A 16,062-nucleotide genomic window follows, 5' to 3' on the forward strand; every position below is an offset into this window, starting at 1 on the left:
GTGATTCGGCGTCGACGCCGTCCGAGTCGGCACAGCCTCGGCCGGCGCCGTGTGATTCGGCGACGTCTCTGTCCCTTGCGTGTTCATCATCCGTCCTCCCGTCAACTGGGCAGGACACGATCCTGGCCTGCGGGGTCTCGGGTGCGCATCGCGGGAAGGCGGGAGAAAACGCTCCCTCGATCGGGGGAGGCCACCGGTGAGCTGTCCGGTCATACTGGCCGATTGTGATGAGGGGAATCCGGCCGCTGCTGCGCGGCTCCACATATGCGGGTGCGCTGTTCGCCTATTGCGGCGCGTTGGCGAGCATTCCGCTGCTGCCTTTCGCGATGCTGCCGTTGCTGGCGTGGGGATCCGCTCCGGAGGGAGTGCAGATCGTTCTGGCCCTGCTGGTCTGGGCAGCACTGATCGGGCTGGTCGGGCTGGCCCGCACCACGCGGCGGGTGCTGATCGCGTGCGCCCGTCGACTGCTGAGGGTTCCGTTGCCGGATCCGGTGGCCGCGCGTCAGTCCGCGAGTTCACCCGGCACCGGGCCGGCTCCCGTCGCGCCGGGCCCCGCCGTGCCGTCCGGCGCCGACCGTTGGCGGACTCCGGTCTGGCTGCTGCTGCACGTGGCACTCGGGTGGGCGGGGGCGTTGGTGAGCGGTGTACTGATCCTCGCGGGCCTGACCCTCCCGGTGGGTTGGTTCCGCGCCGAGGCGGGGCTGAGTTTGTTCGGCTGGTCGGTGCGGGTGGCGGGTGGCTGGGCCAGCTGGGCGGTGGCGCTCGGCTGTGTGCTGCTGGCGGCGGCTGTGTGCGTGGCGGTGACGAACGCTCTGCGGTGGTTGGCGCCAAGGCTGTTGGGGCCGTCGTCGGCCGAGCGGCTGGCGCTGGCGGCCGAGCGGGAGCTGCGGCTGGCCGAACGTAACAGACTGGCCCACGAGTTGCACGACTCGATCGGGCACACGCTGACGGCGGCCACGATCCAGGCGGCGGTGGCGGGCGAGGTGCTCTCCGCCGACCCGGTGGCGGCGCGGGCCGCCCTGCGCAGCATCGAGGAGTCGGCCCGGGCCGCGCTGGAGGACCTGGACTACGTGCTGGGCGTGCTGCGCGAGGAGAAGGCGGAGACAGCGCCGACCCGGACCTTGGCCGACCTGCCGGAGCTGCTGGACCGCTTGCGGCACGCGGGCGCGGTGGTGGAGCCGGAGCTGTCGGGCGAGCCGGCGCAGGTCCAGGGGACGCTCTCCCGGGCGGCGTACCGGATCCTGCAGGAGGGGTTGACGAACGCGTTGCGGCACGGGGCGGACGGTCCGATCGAGGTCCGTGTGGCGGTCGCGCCGGACGGACTGGAGCTCAGTGTGGTCAACCGGACCGGGGCGGGGACGGGCACGGGTACAGGTAGAGGCCCGGGTGCCTTCCCGACGTCCGGGCACGGCCTGCCCGGCCTGGCCGAGCGCGTGCGGCTGCTGCACGGTGAGATCGAGGCCGGCCCGCACGGGCCGCAGCACTGGCGGTTGGCGGTCCGGCTGCCAGTACGGTTGTCGGCATGATCGGCTCTGACGCGAGCTCAGCCGTCATGACTGGCGCCGGCACCGCCAGCCCTACCAGCACCCCCGTCACGCTCCTGATCGCGGACGACGACGAGGTGACCCGCAGCGGTCTGCGCACGTTGCTCGCGGCGCAGCCGGGGATCGCGGTGACCGGGGAGGCCGCCGACGGCGTCGAGGCGGTCGAGCAGGTGCGGCGGCTGCGGCCGGACGTGGTTCTGATGGATGTGCGGATGCCGCGTCGCAACGGGATCGAGGCCACCCGGCAACTCCTTGCCGAGTCGGCCGATCCGCCGAAGGTCGTGGTGATCACCACCTTCGAGAACGACGGTTACGTCACCGCCGCGCTCAGCGCGGGGGCCAGTGGGTTCGTGCTCAAGCGGCTTCCGGTCCGGCAGATCGCGGAGGCGGTGCGGGTGGTGGCGGCGGGGGAGGCGGTCCTCTTCCCAGCGGCACTGCGCCGGATGGTCGCCGCCCGCCCGCTGGGCTCCGCCGAGGCGTTGCCGAAGGCGGCGCTGACGGGGCGGGAGGAGGAGGTGCTGCGGTTGATGGCCACCGGCCTGTCCAACCCCGAGATCGCGGAGTCGCTCACGGTGAGCCTGGAGACGGTGAAGACCCACGTCGGGAACGTGCTGACCAAGCTCGGCGCACAGAACCGGACGCACGCGGTGGTGATCGCGTACGAGTCCGGTCTGGTGGTGCCGGGATTCGCCGGCTGACGCGCCTGAACGTGCGTCCGGTGCAGGAACTCGCCCGACTTCGAAGAAGATCCGGTACCGGCCCCGTCCGATCGGCGGCTTCCTGCCGCCTACCGGCCTGACCATGGACGACGACGGGATCAGATCACCGGACTCCCCTCGCCTGCACCACTCGGCGCGCGCGATCGGGCCGGAGCTGGTCTGCTGATTCCGGGGGCCGTCCACCCGTACTCCGGGAGAGATCCAGATGAGCGTCTATCGAGCCGCGCAGGTCACCGCCGCCGGCGGTCCGTTCGAGATCGTCGAGCGCGAGATGCCGCAGCCGGGCCCCTGCCACGTACGGGTGGCCGTGGACGCCTGCGGGGTCTGCCACAGTGACTCCCTCTTCGTGGACGACGCGGTTCCGGGCGTACGGTTCCCGCTGGTCCCCGGGCATGAGATCGCCGGGCGGATCGAGGAGCTCGGTGAGGGAACGCAGAACGCCTGGCAGGTGGGCGACCGCGTGGCGGTGGGCTGGTTCGGCGGCAGCTGTGGCCACTGCACCCCCTGCAGGCAGGGCGACTTCGTCGTGTGCCGGAACCTGAAGGTCCCCGGATGGGCGTACGACGGGGGCTACGCCGAGACGGTGATCGCACCGTCGGACGCCCTGGCCCGGATCCCCGACACACTGGCGGCGACCGATGCGGCACCCATGGCCTGCGCGGGAGTGACCACGTACAACGGGCTGCGGCGCAGCTCTGCCCGGCCGGGTGACCTGGTCGCCGTGCTGGGCATCGGCGGGCTCGGCCACCTGGGGGTGCAGTACGCGGCCGCGATGGGCTTCGAGACCGTGGCCATCGCCCGCGGAGCCGCCAAGGCCGACTTCGCCAAGGAGCTCGGCGCGCACCACTACATCGACAGCACGGCGGACACCTCCGTCGCGGACGCGCTGCAGGCCCTCGGCGGCGCCAGGGTCGTCCTGGCCACCGCCGCCAACTCCGGGGCCATCACGGCAACCGTGGAAGGGCTCGCCCCCCGCGGTGAGCTGGTGGTCATCGGCGCGGACCCCGAGCCGCTGGGAATCAGCCCGGTTCAGCTGCTCATGGACGGCAAGATCGTCCGGGGCCACCCGTCAGGCACCGCGCAGGACGTACAGGACACCATGGCGTTCAGCGCCCTGCACGGAATCCGCCCGATGACCGAGACCGTGCCGCTGGACGGGGCTACCGAGGCGTACCGGAAGATGATGTCCGGTGCCGCCCGCTTCCGGATGGTGCTCACCACCGGCTGACGCGTCCGGCCCCGCCCCGGGGTGGCGGTAGCCCATTTCTGGGCGTCACCGCGCTCCCTTCCGGTCGGCCGGTACGGAGCCCGTACCCCGACGCAGGGCGACGGAGAGAACAGCGGCACCGGCCATCGCGACTGCGGCGCCGGCCGCGGCCATGTTCATGCTGTGGGTGAAAGCCCGGAAAGCGGCGGAGAGCACCGTTTCCCGCAACTGGTCCGGGAGCTGCCGGGCGACCGCGACCGCGGCTGACAGGGTCTCCCGCGCGCGGTGAAAGCCCGGAAAGCGGCGGAGAGCACCGTTTCCCGCAGCTGGTCCGGGAGCTGCCGGGCGACCGCGACCGCGGCTGACAGGGTCTCCCGCGCGACGTCGGGTGCACCGGGGGCCGTTGGCGCTCCGGGAGCACAGCAGCCGCGGCGCGTACACCGCGGACACGGTGCTGCACGGCCGCACCGCGGTCGTGATCGCCCACCGTCTGTCGACCGTGGAGATCACGGACCGGGTTCTGGTGATGGAGCACGGGCGCATCGTGGAGGACGGTGCCCCGTCCGAACTCATCGGCGGCACGCGCCGCTTCGCCGGACTCCACCGGGCGTGGCGGGAGAGCCTGGCGTGGCGGGAGAGCCTGGCGTGACGGGGGCGGGTTGTAGGGTCCGAGACTTGATGCACAATGTCGGCGCTCAACGCGCAGTGGGCCCGCAAATCCGGGATTCGATGCGCAACGGCTCCGGACTGTCATCGCCAAGTCGCGGGAATGGCCCGGCTGGACCGCGAAAGTCACCCGTCCCTGTCGTGAGTCTCCATCAGCTCGGCATCATGCGAAACAGCGCGTTGCGCAGGCGGGTGCGCTCGGTGGTCATGAAGCGGTGCAGGTTCCGGGAGCCGAAGGCGACCCGCTGGGCGCTGCGACGGCGTTCCGAGTCGTAGGCGCGCAGGGCGGCGGGCAGGCCGACCGGGTCGTGCTCGGCGACGGCCCGGGTCAGGGCCTCCGCGTCGAGGATCGCCGTGCACGCACCCTGGCCCAGGTTGGGCGTCATGGCGTGCGCCGCGTCGCCGACCAGCGCGACCCTGCCGCCGTTGACAAAGGTCGGCAGAGCGGGGAACAGGTGCCGCATCTCGTAACGGATCCAGGTGGACGGGTCGGTCTCGGCAAGGACACGCGGGATGGGGTTGTGCCAGTCCTCAAAGTACCCGCGCAGCTCCTCGGCGGTGGTGGCCTCGGGCACGGTGGCGTACCAGTTGGTGCGGCCCGGCTCGACCGGAGTCATCCCGAAGAACCGGCCCTTGCCCCAGGTCTCGCCGTAGACGCCGCTCTCGAAGTCGGCGATGCCGATCCAGGCGACGGTTCCGACGTGCCGCGGGCCGCTGCGCTCGCCGAACCGCACGGCGCGCACGGCGCTGCGGATTCCGTCGGCACCGACCACCAGGTCGTGCCCGGCCACCAGCGCATCCACCTCGGAGACGTTCTCCCCGAACTTGAGCGGCACATCCCCGAAGGCGTCCAACTCGGCCATGAGGACATCGATCAGGTAGGGCCGGGAGATCAGCAGTTCGGGGCGGCCGGCCTTCCGCTCGATCCGCTCCAGCGGGAGGCTCGCCATCACCTTCCCCTCCGGGGTGCGGATACGGGCCCCCCGGTAGGGAACCGCCCGGCCGCGGAACGCCTCGCCCACCCCGAGACGGTCGAGCGCGGCCTGCGCGGTGGGGTGGATACCGAACGCGGTGCCGTACCGCTCCGGCTCCGTCCGCCGCTCCAGGATCGACACCGCCCAACCCGCGCGGCGCAGCCCGATCGCCGTCGCCAGCCCACCGACTCCCGCCCCAACGACAACCGCCAGTCCCGTCATGCCACCCTCCCCTGCTAGCCCAGCTCCTCAACCACCACATCCGTGGTACCACGGCTGGGGTAGCGTGGGCAAGGTGTCCAGGCGAAGGAGCTGACGGTGAATCCGGATCGACGAGACCGGCTGCGCGACGCGGCCATCGAGGTGTTGGCCGAAGCGGGCGGACGCGGCCTGACGCACCGCGCCGTCGACACGACCGCAGAGGTGCCGCCCGGCACCACCAAGAACTACTTCCCGACCAGGGACGCCCTGCTGCGCGCGGTGGCCGAGCGCTGCCTGGAGCGGTACCGCGAGACCACGGCGCACATGGCCGCCACTGGACCGGCAGCCACCGACCGCGAGGGCCTGGTGGCCATGTTCCGGGCGCTCGTGGAGAACGTCGCAGGGCCCGGTCGCCCCCGCCTGCTCGCCTACCTGGAGCTGCAGGTCGAGGCGGCCCGCAAGCCCTGGTTGTCAGCCATCCTCGATCCCATCGCGGCCTCCGACTTCGAGGATTTCGAGCTGGCTCAGCGGACCGCAGGACTGCCCGTCACTCCGCAGCGGGCAGCCATCGTCACCCTCGCCATGCACGCCGCCATCCCACACCTGCTGGCCGACGGCTCCGACACCCTGGCCGGCGCCGGCCTGGACGACCCCGACCGCTTCGTCCGCGGCCTCCTGCAGGCGGTGTACCCGGAGAGCCCGGACGGACCGAAGGTGGCATCGGTCGCAGCTGGTGACGCGGCCCGACCTCACTCGTGCTGAGCGATGAGGGCGCTTCGTCGACCCGTGACATGGATGCCCGGCCCCGCCGCCAACGGTCGGCGGGGCCGGGCGATCACGTGCACGGCCACAATTTCCCCGCCCGGGACGGCGGTCCGCACCGGTCGCAGTGACACGAGGGCGAGCAGAAGCCGAGGCTCCGCATCTCGACGAGGGGAACGCCCGAGGGGCCTGAGGCCGGGACTGCGGAATGGGACTCGACCATCGAGCCCGCCCAAGGGTGGCCCTCGCCGTGGAGGGCGGCGGCATTCAGCCACATCCCACCACCATCTCGGCCAGCGGCGACCACCCGCCACCGGACCCGCTGTTCACATACGGCCGATTCGGGCCCGCCCCGCCCCTCTCTCCGAATTCCGGCCGCACGAACCCTTTACGGCATCGCGATGATGATCGGCGAAACGTCCGCTTAACGAACATGACCTTTCCGGCAACGAACGACTTCCGGCCAACTTGTTGACGCGGTCCTGACAGGACCGTCTTCCGGCTGACACTCTTCACCCCGTTCCGCGCACTTCTCGTACTTCCCGTCGGCTCACCCTGCCGCCGGTACCCCCCTCGCAGAAGGAGTCCGCGTGAGATCCACGCCCAGCCGTCGTGCCACCGCGACCGGCGCTCTGATAGCCGCAGCAGCCCTCCTCGCCGTCGGAGTCCAGACCGGTACGGCCACAGCCACTCCCGGCAGCGCCACAGCGGCGGCGACCGCCGGCGCCAACCACGGCGCACTGGCCAAGAAGCTCACCCCGTCCCAGCGCGCCGAGCTCATCCGCGAGGCCGACGCGAGCAAGGCAGCCACGGCCAAGGAGCTCGGTCTCGGCTCCCAGGAGAAGCTCGTCGTCCGGGATGTCATCCAGGACAACGACGGCACCACGCACACCCGTTACGAGCGCACCTTCGCCGGGCTTCCGGTGCTCGGCGGCGACCTGGTCGTCCAGGAGACCAAGGCCGGCGCGACCGAGAGCGTCACCAAGGCGTCCAAGGTCAGCAGCGGTCAGCTGAAGGCCGTGGACACGACGGCCGATGTCGCGCCCGCCGTGGCCGAGAAGCAGGCGCTCGGACTCGCCAAGGCCGACGGCTCCAAGAAGACCGCGGCCGACCGGGCACCCCGCAAGGTGGTCTGGATGGCGCAGGGCAAGCCGCAGCTCGCCTTCGAGACCGTCGTCGGCGGACTCCAGGAGGACGGCACCCCGAACGAGCTGCACGTCATCACGGACGCGGCCACCGGCGCGAAGCTGTACGAGTGGCAGGGCATCGAGAAAGGCACCGGGAACACCGAGTACAGCGGCCAGGTCACCCTCGGCACCGCACCGTCGTACACGCTGACCGACACGGGCCGCGGCAACCACAAGACGTACAACCTGAACCACGGCTCCTCCGGCACCGGGACGCTGTTCACCAACTCCACGGACGTGTGGGGCAACGGCAACCCGTCGAACGCCGAGACGGCCGCCGCGGACGCCCACTACGGCGCGGCCGAGACCTGGGACTACTACAAGAACGTGCACGGCCGCACCGGTATCCGGGGTGACGGTGTCGGCGCGTACTCCCGCGTCCACTACGGCAACAACTACGTCAACGCCTTCTGGCAGGACAGCTGCTTCTGCATGACGTACGGCGACGGCTCGGGCAACGCCGCCCCGCTGACCTCGCTCGACGTGGCCGCGCACGAGATGTCGCACGGTGTCACCGCCGCCACCGCCAAGCTGGTCTACAGCGGCGAGTCCGGTGGCCTCAACGAGGCGACCAGCGACATCATGGCCACCGCGGTCGAGTTCTACGCCAACAACGCCACCGACAAGGGCGACTACCTCATCGGTGAGAAGATCGACATCAACGGCGACGGCACCCCGCTGCGCTACATGGACAAGCCGAGCAAGGACGGCGCGTCCAAGGACGCGTGGTACTCGGGCATCGGCAACGTCGACGTCCACTACTCCTCGGGCCCGGCGAACCACTTCTTCTACCTGCTCTCCGAGGGCAGCGGCGCCAAGGTCATCAACGGCGTCTCCTACGACTCGCCGACCTCCGACGGCCTGCCGGTGACCGGCATCGGCCGCGCCAAGGCCGAGCAGATCTGGTTCAAGGCGCTCTCCACCAAGTTCACCTCCACCACCGACTACGCGGCGGCCCGCACCGGCACCCTCGCCGTGGCCGGTGAGCTGTACGGCACGACCAGCGCCGAGTACAAGTCCGTCGCCGACGCCTGGGCCGGCATCAACGTCGGCCCGCGCCCCGGTGGCGGCACCGACCCCGGCGGCACGGTCTTCGAGAACACCACCGCTGTCGCCATCCCGGACGGCGGCGCGGCCGTCACCAGCTCGGTCAACGTCACCGGTGTCACGGGCAACGCGCCCAGCACCCTCAAGGTCGGCGTGGACATCACCCACACCTGGCGCGGTGACCTGGTCATCGATCTCGTCGCCCCGAACGGTACGACCTACCGGCTGAAGAACTCCTCGCTCTCCGACTCGGCGGACAACGTCCAGACGACCTACACGGTCAATGCTTCGTCCGTGGCGGCCAACGGCACCTGGAAGCTGAAGGTCCAGGACGTCTACTCGGGCGACACCGGCAAGATCAACAGCTTCAAGCTGACGTTCTGAACCCGTCGGCCTGCTGAATCCGGAGCCAGGTCCGGCTCCTGAACGAGCCGCCCGGGAGGAGCTCTCGCTTCCTCCCGGGCGGTTTCACGTCCGCGGCGGCTGCCAAGGCCGAGCGCACAGTACGTCAGCGCATCAGCAGGCCCGCGCCGTCACCCATCGACTCCGTGGGCAGTGCCACCAGGCCGAGCTCCGCGCTGGTCGCCAGCAGCGGATGGGCGGGAAGAACCCGTACCGTGTAGCCGTACGGCCCGGTGCGATCGAGGGCCAGCGGGCCGTCGTACAGCCAGCGGCCCTCCAGGTCCTGGCCCCCGGCGGGCTTCAGCGGGAAGACCTGGGCGTCCGAGATCCCGTCGGCGGCGTCCACCCGGCCGGCCACCGCCTGGACCTCCACATCGGCCGGCTCCAGCACCCCGAGGGCGATCCGCACCCGCAGCACCAGCGTCGACCCCAGCTCGGCCGAACCGCTCGCCGTATCGGGCGCCACGGCCTCCACATGGTCGACGGCCACGCGCGGCCAGGCGGCGCGGACCCTGGCCTTCCAGTCGGCGAGCTGCCGGGCCGTACCGGGGTCCAGGGCACGCTGGGCGATCGCGGCGGGCGCGTACAGCCGCTCCACATACTCGGACACCATGCGGCCTGCCAGAACCTTGGGCCCGAGGGTGCCCAGCGTGCGGCGGACCATCTCGATCCAGCGCTCGGGGAGCCCTTCGCCGCCCCGGTCGTAGAAGCGCGGCGCGACCCGGTCCTCGATCAGCTCGTAGAGGGCGCCCGCCTCCAGATCGTCACGGCGGTCCTCGTCCAGGGCCAGACCGTCGGCCGTCGGGATCGCCCATCCGAAGTCCGGCTCGAACCACTCGTCCCACCAGCCGTCGAGGACCGAGAGATTGAGGCAGCCGTTGAGCGCGGCCTTCATGCCGCTCGTACCACAGGCCTCCAGGGGGCGCAGCGGGTTGTTGAGCCAGACGTCGCAGCCCGGGTAGAGCTTCTGCGCCATGGCCATCCCGTAGTCCGGCAGGAAGACGATGCGATGGCGCACCCGGGGATCGTCGGAGAACCGCACCAGCTCCCGCACCAGCCGCTTTCCGCCGTCGTCGGCGGGGTGGGCCTTGCCGGCGACGACGATCTGGATCGGGCGGGTCGGGTGGAGCAGCAGTTCCCTCAACCGGTCGCGGTCGCGCAGCATCAGCGTCAGCCGCTTGTACGAGGGCACTCGCCGGGCGAAGCCGATCGTCAGCACGTCCGGGTCCAGCACGCTGTCGATCCAGCCGAGTTCGGCCGCTTCCGCGCCCCGGGTGCGCCATGAGGCGTAGAGCCGCTCGCGCACCTCGGCGACCAGCTGTCCGCGCAGGGCCCGCCGCAGGTCCCAGAGTTCCCGGTCCGGGACGTCGGCGGCGGAGTCCCAGCGTCCGGGAGTGCCGCCGTATCCCTTGCGCAGGCGGAGGATCTCGGGCGCGACCCAGGTGGGTGCGTGGACCCCGTTGGTCACCGAGGTGATCGGCACCTCCGCGGCGTCGAAGCCCGGCCACAGCCCGGCGAACATCTCGCGGCTGACCGACCCGTGGAGGGTGGAGACCCCGTTGGCCCGCTGGGCGAGCCGCAGCCCCATCACCGCCATGTTGAAGAGGTCGGGCTCACCGCCGGGGTGGGTCTCCATGCCCAGTTGCAGGATGCGTTCGACGCCCACTCCCGGGAGTTCGCCGTCGTCCCCGAAGTGCCGGGCGACGAGTTCGCGGTCGAACCGGTCGATCCCGGCGGGCACGGGCGTATGGGTGGTGAAGACCGTGCCGGCCCGCACGGACTCCACCGCGGAGTCGAAGTCCAGCCCGGTGCCGGAGAGTTCACGGATGCGTTCGAGTCCGAGGAAGCCGGCGTGCCCCTCGTTGGTGTGGAACACCTCGGGCGCCGGGTGCCCCGTGAGGCGGCAGTACGTCCGCACGGCCCGTACGCCGCCGATGCCGAGGAGCATCTCCTGGAGCAGCCGGTGCTCGCTGCCGCCGCCGTACAGCCGGTCGGTCACCTCGCGTTCGCCCGGCGCGTTCTCCTCCACGTCGGAGTCGAGCATCAGCAGCGGCACGCGTCCCACCTGGGCCTGCCAGATGTGGGCGTGCAGAGAACGGCCACCGGGAAGGGCGAGGACCACCCGGCACGGGGTTCCGTCGGCTTCGCGGATCAGGGTGAGCGGCAGCTCGTTCGGATCGAGTACCGGATAGTGCTCCTGCTGCCAGCCGTCGCGGGACAGGCTCTGGCGGAAGTAGCCGTGCCGGTAGAGCAGGCCGACCGCGACGAGGGGAACGCCCAGATCGCTGGAGGCCTTGAGATGGTCGCCGGCGAGGATACCGAGCCCGCCGGAGTACTGGGGCAGTGCGGCGGTCACGCCGAACTCGGGAGAGAAGTAGGCAACGGCGGCCGGCAGCTCCGCTCCCTGGGCCAGCTGCTCCTGGTACCACCTGGGACCGTCCAGGTAGTCCCGTAGGTCTGCGGACACCTCGGCCAGCCGGTGCAGGAACTGCTGGTCCAGGGCCAGCTCGGCGAGTCGCCCGGCGGACACGGCACCGAGCAGCCGCACGGGGTCGCATTCCGCCGTCCGCCGGATCTCCGGGTCGACGGCCTGGAAGAGCTCACGGGTCTCGGTGTGCCAGGACCAGCGCAGATTGCGGGCGAGGTCACTGAGTGGTTGAAGGGGATCGGGGAGGACGGGACGCACGGTGAATCGACGAATGGCCTTCACGTATTCCACCTTTACAGGGGACGTACGAATCCGAGGGGACGCACCACGGTGTGCGCCTCTTCGTCACCCTTGACGTCAACGGTGGGCCGTACGCCGCAGCCACGGCGCGCGACCGGCTCACAGCGCGTGCCGCCGGCCGGGCCGCCCGCGCCGCTTCCACCCCGTGCCGATCCCCCACCTCGTCCGCCTCCGGGGCCCCGAACGGCCGCTCCAGGCACATCCGCCGCATAGGTAATGGCCGATTCCGTCCCCGCACTCGGTCTTGTGGCACTTCACACCAAGGAGAAAGCTGCCCAGTGGCGTCCGGAGAGGGCCGGCGGGCCCCGCACATGCGGGGTGGCGCTCGGCGCATTCAGGTCGTCACAGATACGCCCGAGTAGTTGACACACCACCGGATTGACCCCCCGAGAAGCATGGGAAGGCTTCTCCGGTACACAGCCCGAGTGCATCCCGGGACCACGCGAATGCCGCCCGAATGCAGCACGAATGCGAGGCAACCGCGGGACCGGTGTTCAGCCGGTTTACATCCGCGCAACACATCCGCGCCCCAGCTATTCGAGTGCCATTCGAGTGAATGCGGACAGGAGCGGCCATGCCCACACCCCATCAGCCGTCGACGGAGCAGCTAGAAAGGACGGACCCCATCGGTCGCGGTGCGCGCATTTCGCCCTCCGCGGCCGCAGCGCGCCCCGTTCAGCCCGAGCCTCAGTCCCCAGGTGATTCCATGATCGGTCGCATTCCCGTCCTCGACGTCCGTCCCCTCGTCGACTGCGGCAGAAGGCCCGCCAAGGCCGTTACCGGTGAGACCTTCCAGGTCACCGCGACCGTCTTCCGCGAGGGTCATGACGCCGTCGCCGCCAATGTGGTCCTGCTGGATCCGAGCGGGCGCCCCGGTCCCTGGACGCCGATGCGCGAGCTCGCCCCTGGCACCGACCGCTGGGGCGCCGATGTCACCCCGGTCTCCGAGGGCCGCTGGACGTATACGGTCGAGGCCTGGAGCGACCCGGTCACCACCTGGCGCCGGCACGCCCTGATCAAGATCCCGGCGGGAATCGACACCGCGCTCGTCCTGGCTGAGGGCGCCGAGCTGTACGAGCGGGCCGCCGCGGGCGTACCCAAGCGGGACGGGCGCGAGGCGGTGCTGGACGCGGCCGACGCACTGCGCGACGGGTCCCGTCCGGCCGCCGCCCGGCTCGCCGCGGCGCTGGTCCCCGGGGCGCAGGCCGCACTCGACCGTCACCCGCTGCGCGAACTGGTCACCGCATCCCGCCCGCTTCCCCTCCTGGTCGAGCGCCGGCGGGCCCTGTTCGGCTCCTGGTACGAGCTGTTCCCCCGCTCGGAGGGCGCCAGGATCGAACCGGCCGAACCGGCCGGGGCGAAGAAGAAGGGCAGGGCGGGGAAGCCGGGAAAGGCGGCAAAACAGCCGGCGAGGATCATCAGCGGCACCTTCCGTACGGCTGCCGAGCGGCTTCCCGCGGTCGCCGCCATGGGTTTCGACGTCGTCTATCTCCCGCCCGTCCACCCCATCGGAACCACCCACCGCAAGGGCCCCAACAACTCGCTGTCCCCCGCTCCCCACGACGTGGGCGTCCCCTGGGCGATCGGCTCGGCCGAGGGAGGTCACGACGCGGTCCATCCCGAGCTGGGCACCCTCGAAGACTTCGATCATTTCGTCGAGACCGCCCGCACCCTGCGCATGGAGATCGCGCTGGATTTCGCACTCCAGTGTTCTCCCGACCATCCCTGGGTCGAGAAACACCCCGAGTGGTTCCACCATCGCGCCGACGGCACCATCGCCTACGCCGAGAATCCGCCGAAGAAATACCAGGACATCTATCCGATCGCCTTCGACAAGGATCTGCGCGGCCTGGTCCGAGAGACGTTGCGCATTCTGCGCTTCTGGATGGGTCACGGGGTACGGATCTTCCGCGTCGACAATCCGCACACCAAACCGGTGATCTTCTGGGAGAAGGTGATCGCCGATATCAACCGGACCGACCCGGATGTGATCTTCCTGGCCGAGGCATTCACCCGGCCCGCAATGATGAAGACGCTCGCCGCCATCGGCTTCCAGCAGTCGTACACGTATTTCACCTGGCGCAACACCGGGCAGGAAATCACCGAGTACGTCACGGAACTGTCGGGCGAATCCGCCTCCTGCATGCGGCCCAACTTCTTCGTGAACACCCCGGACATCCTGCCGGGTTACCTCCAGGACGGGGGCCGTCCGGCCTTCGAGGCGCGGGCCGTTCTCGCCGCGACGCTCTCCCCGACCTGGGGCGTGTACGCGGGATACGAACTGTGCGAGAACACCCCGATCCGGCCCGGCAGCGAGGAGTACATCGACTCGGAGAAGTACGAAATCCGGCCCAGGGACTGGGAGTCGGCCGAGCACGAGGGCCGTTCACTGGCTCCGCTCATCACCTCGCTCAACCGCATCAGGCGCCGCCACCCGGCGTTGCAGCAGCTGCGCGATGTGCACTTCCACTCCGCGGACAACGACGCGTTGATCGCGTACAGCAAGCGCTCGGGTTCGAACATCGTTCTGGTGGTCGTCAACCTCGACCCGCACCACACCCAGGAGGCCACGGTCTCGTTGGACATGCCGCAACTCGGCCTCGACTGGCACGAGAGCGTGCCGGTGCGCGACGAGCTCACCGGCGATACCTATCACTGGGGCAGGACCTTCTATGTGCGTCTGGAGCCGGGCGTCACGCCCGCGCACATCGTCGTCCTGCGACCGTCCCCGCCGACCGGAGGGTCACCCACACCATGATCGTCAATGAGCCCGTCCACGACCTGTTCGAGGACACCCCGGCCAAGGACCGCGATCCCGACTGGTTCAAGCGCGCCGTTTTCTACGAGGTCCTCGTCCGGTCCTTCCAGGACTCCAACGGCGACGGCATCGGCGACCTCAAGGGCATCACCGCCAAGCTGGACTATCTGCAGTGGCTGGGCGTCGACTGTCTCTGGCTGCCGCCGTTCTTCAAGTCGCCGCTGCGCGACGGCGGCTACGACGTGTCCGACTACACCGCCGTGCTGCCGGAGTTCGGCGATCTGGCCGACTTCGTGGAGTTCGTCGACGCCGCGCACCAGCGCGGGATGCGCGTGATCATCGACTTCGTCATGAACCACACGAGCGATCAGCACGACTGGTTCCAGCAGTCCCGCACCGACCCGGAAGGGCCGTACGGCGACTACTACGTCTGGGCCGACGACGACAAGCAGTTCCCGGACGCCCGGATCATCTTCGTCGACACGGAGACGTCCAACTGGACCTTCGACCCGGTGCGCAAGCAGTACTACTGGCACCGGTTCTTCTCCCACCAGCCCGACCTCAACTACGAGAACCCGGCAGTGCAGGAGGAGATCATCTCCGCGCTGCGCTTCTGGCTGGACCTCGGTATCGACGGATTCCGGGTGGACGCCGTGCCGTATCTCTACCAACGGGAGGGCACCAACTGCGAGAACCTCCCGGAGACGCACGACTTCCTGAAGCGGGTCCGCAAGGAGATCGACGCGAACTATCCGGACACGGTGCTGCTCGCCGAGGCCAATCAGTGGCCTGAGGACGTCGTCGACTACTTCGGCGAGTTCCAGGCCGGCGGCGACGAGTGCCACATGGCGTTCCACTTTCCTGTGATGCCACGGATCTTCATGGCCGTCCGGCGCGAGAGCCGCTACCCGGTCTCCGAAATCCTGGCGAAGACACCGGCGATCCCGAAGAACTGCCAGTGGGGCATCTTCCTGCGCAACCATGACGAGCTCACCCTCGAGATGGTCACGGACGAAGAACGCGACTACATGTACGCGGAGTACGCCAAGGATCCACGGATGCGGGCCAACATCGGTATCCGGCGGCGGCTGGCACCCCTGCTGGACAACGACCGCAACCAGATCGAGCTGTTCACGGCGCTGCTGCTGTCCCTGCCCGGCTCCCCGATCCTCTACTACGGGGACGAGATCGGGATGGGCGACAACATCTGGCTGGGCGACCGGGATGCCGTACGCACTCCGATGCAGTGGACTCCCGACCGGAACGCCGGGTTCTCCTCCAGTGATCCCGGGCGGCTCTACCTCCCCACGATCATGGACCCGGTCTACGGCTACCAAGTCACCAATGTCGAGGCGGCGATGGCCTCCCCGTCGTCGCTGCTGCACTGGACGCGACGGATGATCGAGATCCGTAAGCAGAACCACGCCTTCGGTCTCGGCTCGTTCAACGAACTGCCGTCCTCGAACCCCGCAGTGCTCGCCTTCACCCGGGAGCACGGGGACGATCTCGTGCTGTGCGTGCACAACTTCTCGCGGTTCGCGCAGCCGACGGAGCTGGATCTGAGTTCGTTCAACGGGCGCCATCCGGTGGAGCTGATCGGTGGGGTGCGCTTCCCCGCCATCGGTCAGTGGCCCTACCTGCTGACTCTCGCGGGCCACGGGTTCTACTGGTTCCGGCTGCGGAAGGACGTACCACCGAGCTGACCAGGCGTCACCCACCACCAATCGCGGGGCGGTTTCCGCCGCCCCGCACGGGGCACTCCCCCACATCGAGCACTTCCGGTCCCTTCCGGGTCCCCTCTGGCGTTTCGATCCCTTCGAGTCGAGTCCGTACGGACCATCCTGACCCGACACGTCCCGCACAGCCG

9 protein-coding genes and 1 pseudogene are annotated in these 16,062 nt (G+C 70.0%); 8 read left to right on the top strand and 2 right to left on the bottom strand.

What is annotated here, in order from left to right:
* Positions 1-227 precede the first annotated feature (227 nt).
* The 4 genes and pseudogenes from ACIPEK_RS04140 to ACIPEK_RS04155 all read left to right on the top strand — a co-directional run.
* A complete protein-coding gene (locus tag ACIPEK_RS04140) occupies positions 228-1,526 on the top strand; it encodes a histidine kinase (RefSeq protein WP_401990781.1) in 1,299 nt (432 codons plus the stop codon).
* The gene (locus ACIPEK_RS04145; protein ID WP_401990365.1) at positions 1,523-2,242 is read left to right on the top strand and encodes a response regulator; all 720 of its coding nucleotides are present in this window, start codon (positions 1,523-1,525) and stop codon (positions 2,240-2,242) included. The genes ACIPEK_RS04140 and ACIPEK_RS04145 overlap by 4 nt, the downstream gene beginning before the upstream one ends.
* Before the next feature lie 226 nt (positions 2,243-2,468).
* A complete protein-coding gene (locus ACIPEK_RS04150) occupies positions 2,469-3,491 on the top strand; it encodes an alcohol dehydrogenase (protein ID WP_401990368.1) in 1,023 nt (340 codons plus the stop codon).
* 424 nt (positions 3,492-3,915) lie between these two features.
* A pseudogene (locus ACIPEK_RS04155) lies at positions 3,916-4,119 on the top strand (hypothetical protein); the annotation flags it as partial.
* A 169-nt stretch (positions 4,120-4,288) separates the two neighbouring features.
* Here ACIPEK_RS04155 and ACIPEK_RS04160 read toward each other — a convergent pair.
* Positions 4,289-5,332, bottom strand: a complete 1,044-nt coding sequence (locus ACIPEK_RS04160; protein ID WP_401990371.1) for an FAD-dependent oxidoreductase — start codon at positions 5,330-5,332, stop codon at positions 4,289-4,291.
* A 96-nt stretch (positions 5,333-5,428) separates the two neighbouring features.
* Between ACIPEK_RS04160 and ACIPEK_RS04165 the strand changes: the two genes are divergently transcribed.
* The gene (locus tag ACIPEK_RS04165; RefSeq protein WP_401990374.1) at positions 5,429-6,073 is read left to right on the top strand and encodes a TetR/AcrR family transcriptional regulator; all 645 of its coding nucleotides are present in this window, start codon (positions 5,429-5,431) and stop codon (positions 6,071-6,073) included.
* Between the two features lie 590 nt (positions 6,074-6,663).
* The gene (locus ACIPEK_RS04170) at positions 6,664-8,691 is read left to right on the top strand and encodes a M4 family metallopeptidase (protein WP_401990376.1); all 2,028 of its coding nucleotides are present in this window, start codon (positions 6,664-6,666) and stop codon (positions 8,689-8,691) included.
* Between the two features lie 124 nt (positions 8,692-8,815).
* Here ACIPEK_RS04170 and glgP read toward each other — a convergent pair whose 3' ends face one another.
* A complete protein-coding gene (glgP, locus tag ACIPEK_RS04175; RefSeq protein ID WP_401990379.1) occupies positions 8,816-11,419 on the bottom strand; it encodes an alpha-glucan family phosphorylase in 2,604 nt (867 codons plus the stop codon).
* Positions 11,420-12,143: 724 nt separating this feature from the next.
* Between glgP and ACIPEK_RS04180 the strand changes: the two genes are divergently transcribed.
* On the top strand, positions 12,144-14,195 hold the full coding sequence (locus tag ACIPEK_RS04180; RefSeq protein ID WP_401990382.1) for an alpha-1,4-glucan--maltose-1-phosphate maltosyltransferase: 2,052 nt from the start codon (positions 12,144-12,146) through the stop codon (positions 14,193-14,195).
* Positions 14,192-15,898: a maltose alpha-D-glucosyltransferase gene (treS, locus tag ACIPEK_RS04185; RefSeq protein ID WP_382897252.1), complete on the top strand. Its 1,707-nt coding sequence runs from the start codon at positions 14,192-14,194 to the stop codon at positions 15,896-15,898. Before ACIPEK_RS04180 ends, treS begins: the two co-directional genes overlap by 4 nt.
* Positions 15,899-16,062: the final 164 nt, after the last annotated feature.

This window comes from Streptomyces sp. NPDC088246 (genome assembly GCF_044741025.1).
In the GTDB taxonomy this organism is placed as follows: Bacteria; Actinomycetota; Actinomycetes; order Streptomycetales; family Streptomycetaceae; genus Streptomyces.

What these genes read in the sequence shown, in the direction of transcription:
- ACIPEK_RS04150 (WP_401990368.1), top strand. Translation starts at nt 2,469, where the DNA reads ATGAGCGTCTATCGAGCCGCGCAGGTCACCGCCGCCGGCGGTCCGTTC.
- ACIPEK_RS04160 (WP_401990371.1), bottom strand. Translation starts at nt 5,332, where the DNA reads ATGACGGGACTGGCGGTTGTCGTTGGGGCGGGAGTCGGTGGGCTGGCG.
- treS (WP_382897252.1), top strand. Translation starts at nt 14,192, where the DNA reads ATGATCGTCAATGAGCCCGTCCACGACCTGTTCGAGGACACCCCGGCC.
- ACIPEK_RS04180 (WP_401990382.1), top strand. Translation starts at nt 12,144, where the DNA reads ATGATCGGTCGCATTCCCGTCCTCGACGTCCGTCCCCTCGTCGACTGC.
- ACIPEK_RS04140 (WP_401990781.1), top strand. Translation starts at nt 228, where the DNA reads ATGAGGGGAATCCGGCCGCTGCTGCGCGGCTCCACATATGCGGGTGCG.
- ACIPEK_RS04145 (WP_401990365.1), top strand. Translation starts at nt 1,523, where the DNA reads ATGATCGGCTCTGACGCGAGCTCAGCCGTCATGACTGGCGCCGGCACC.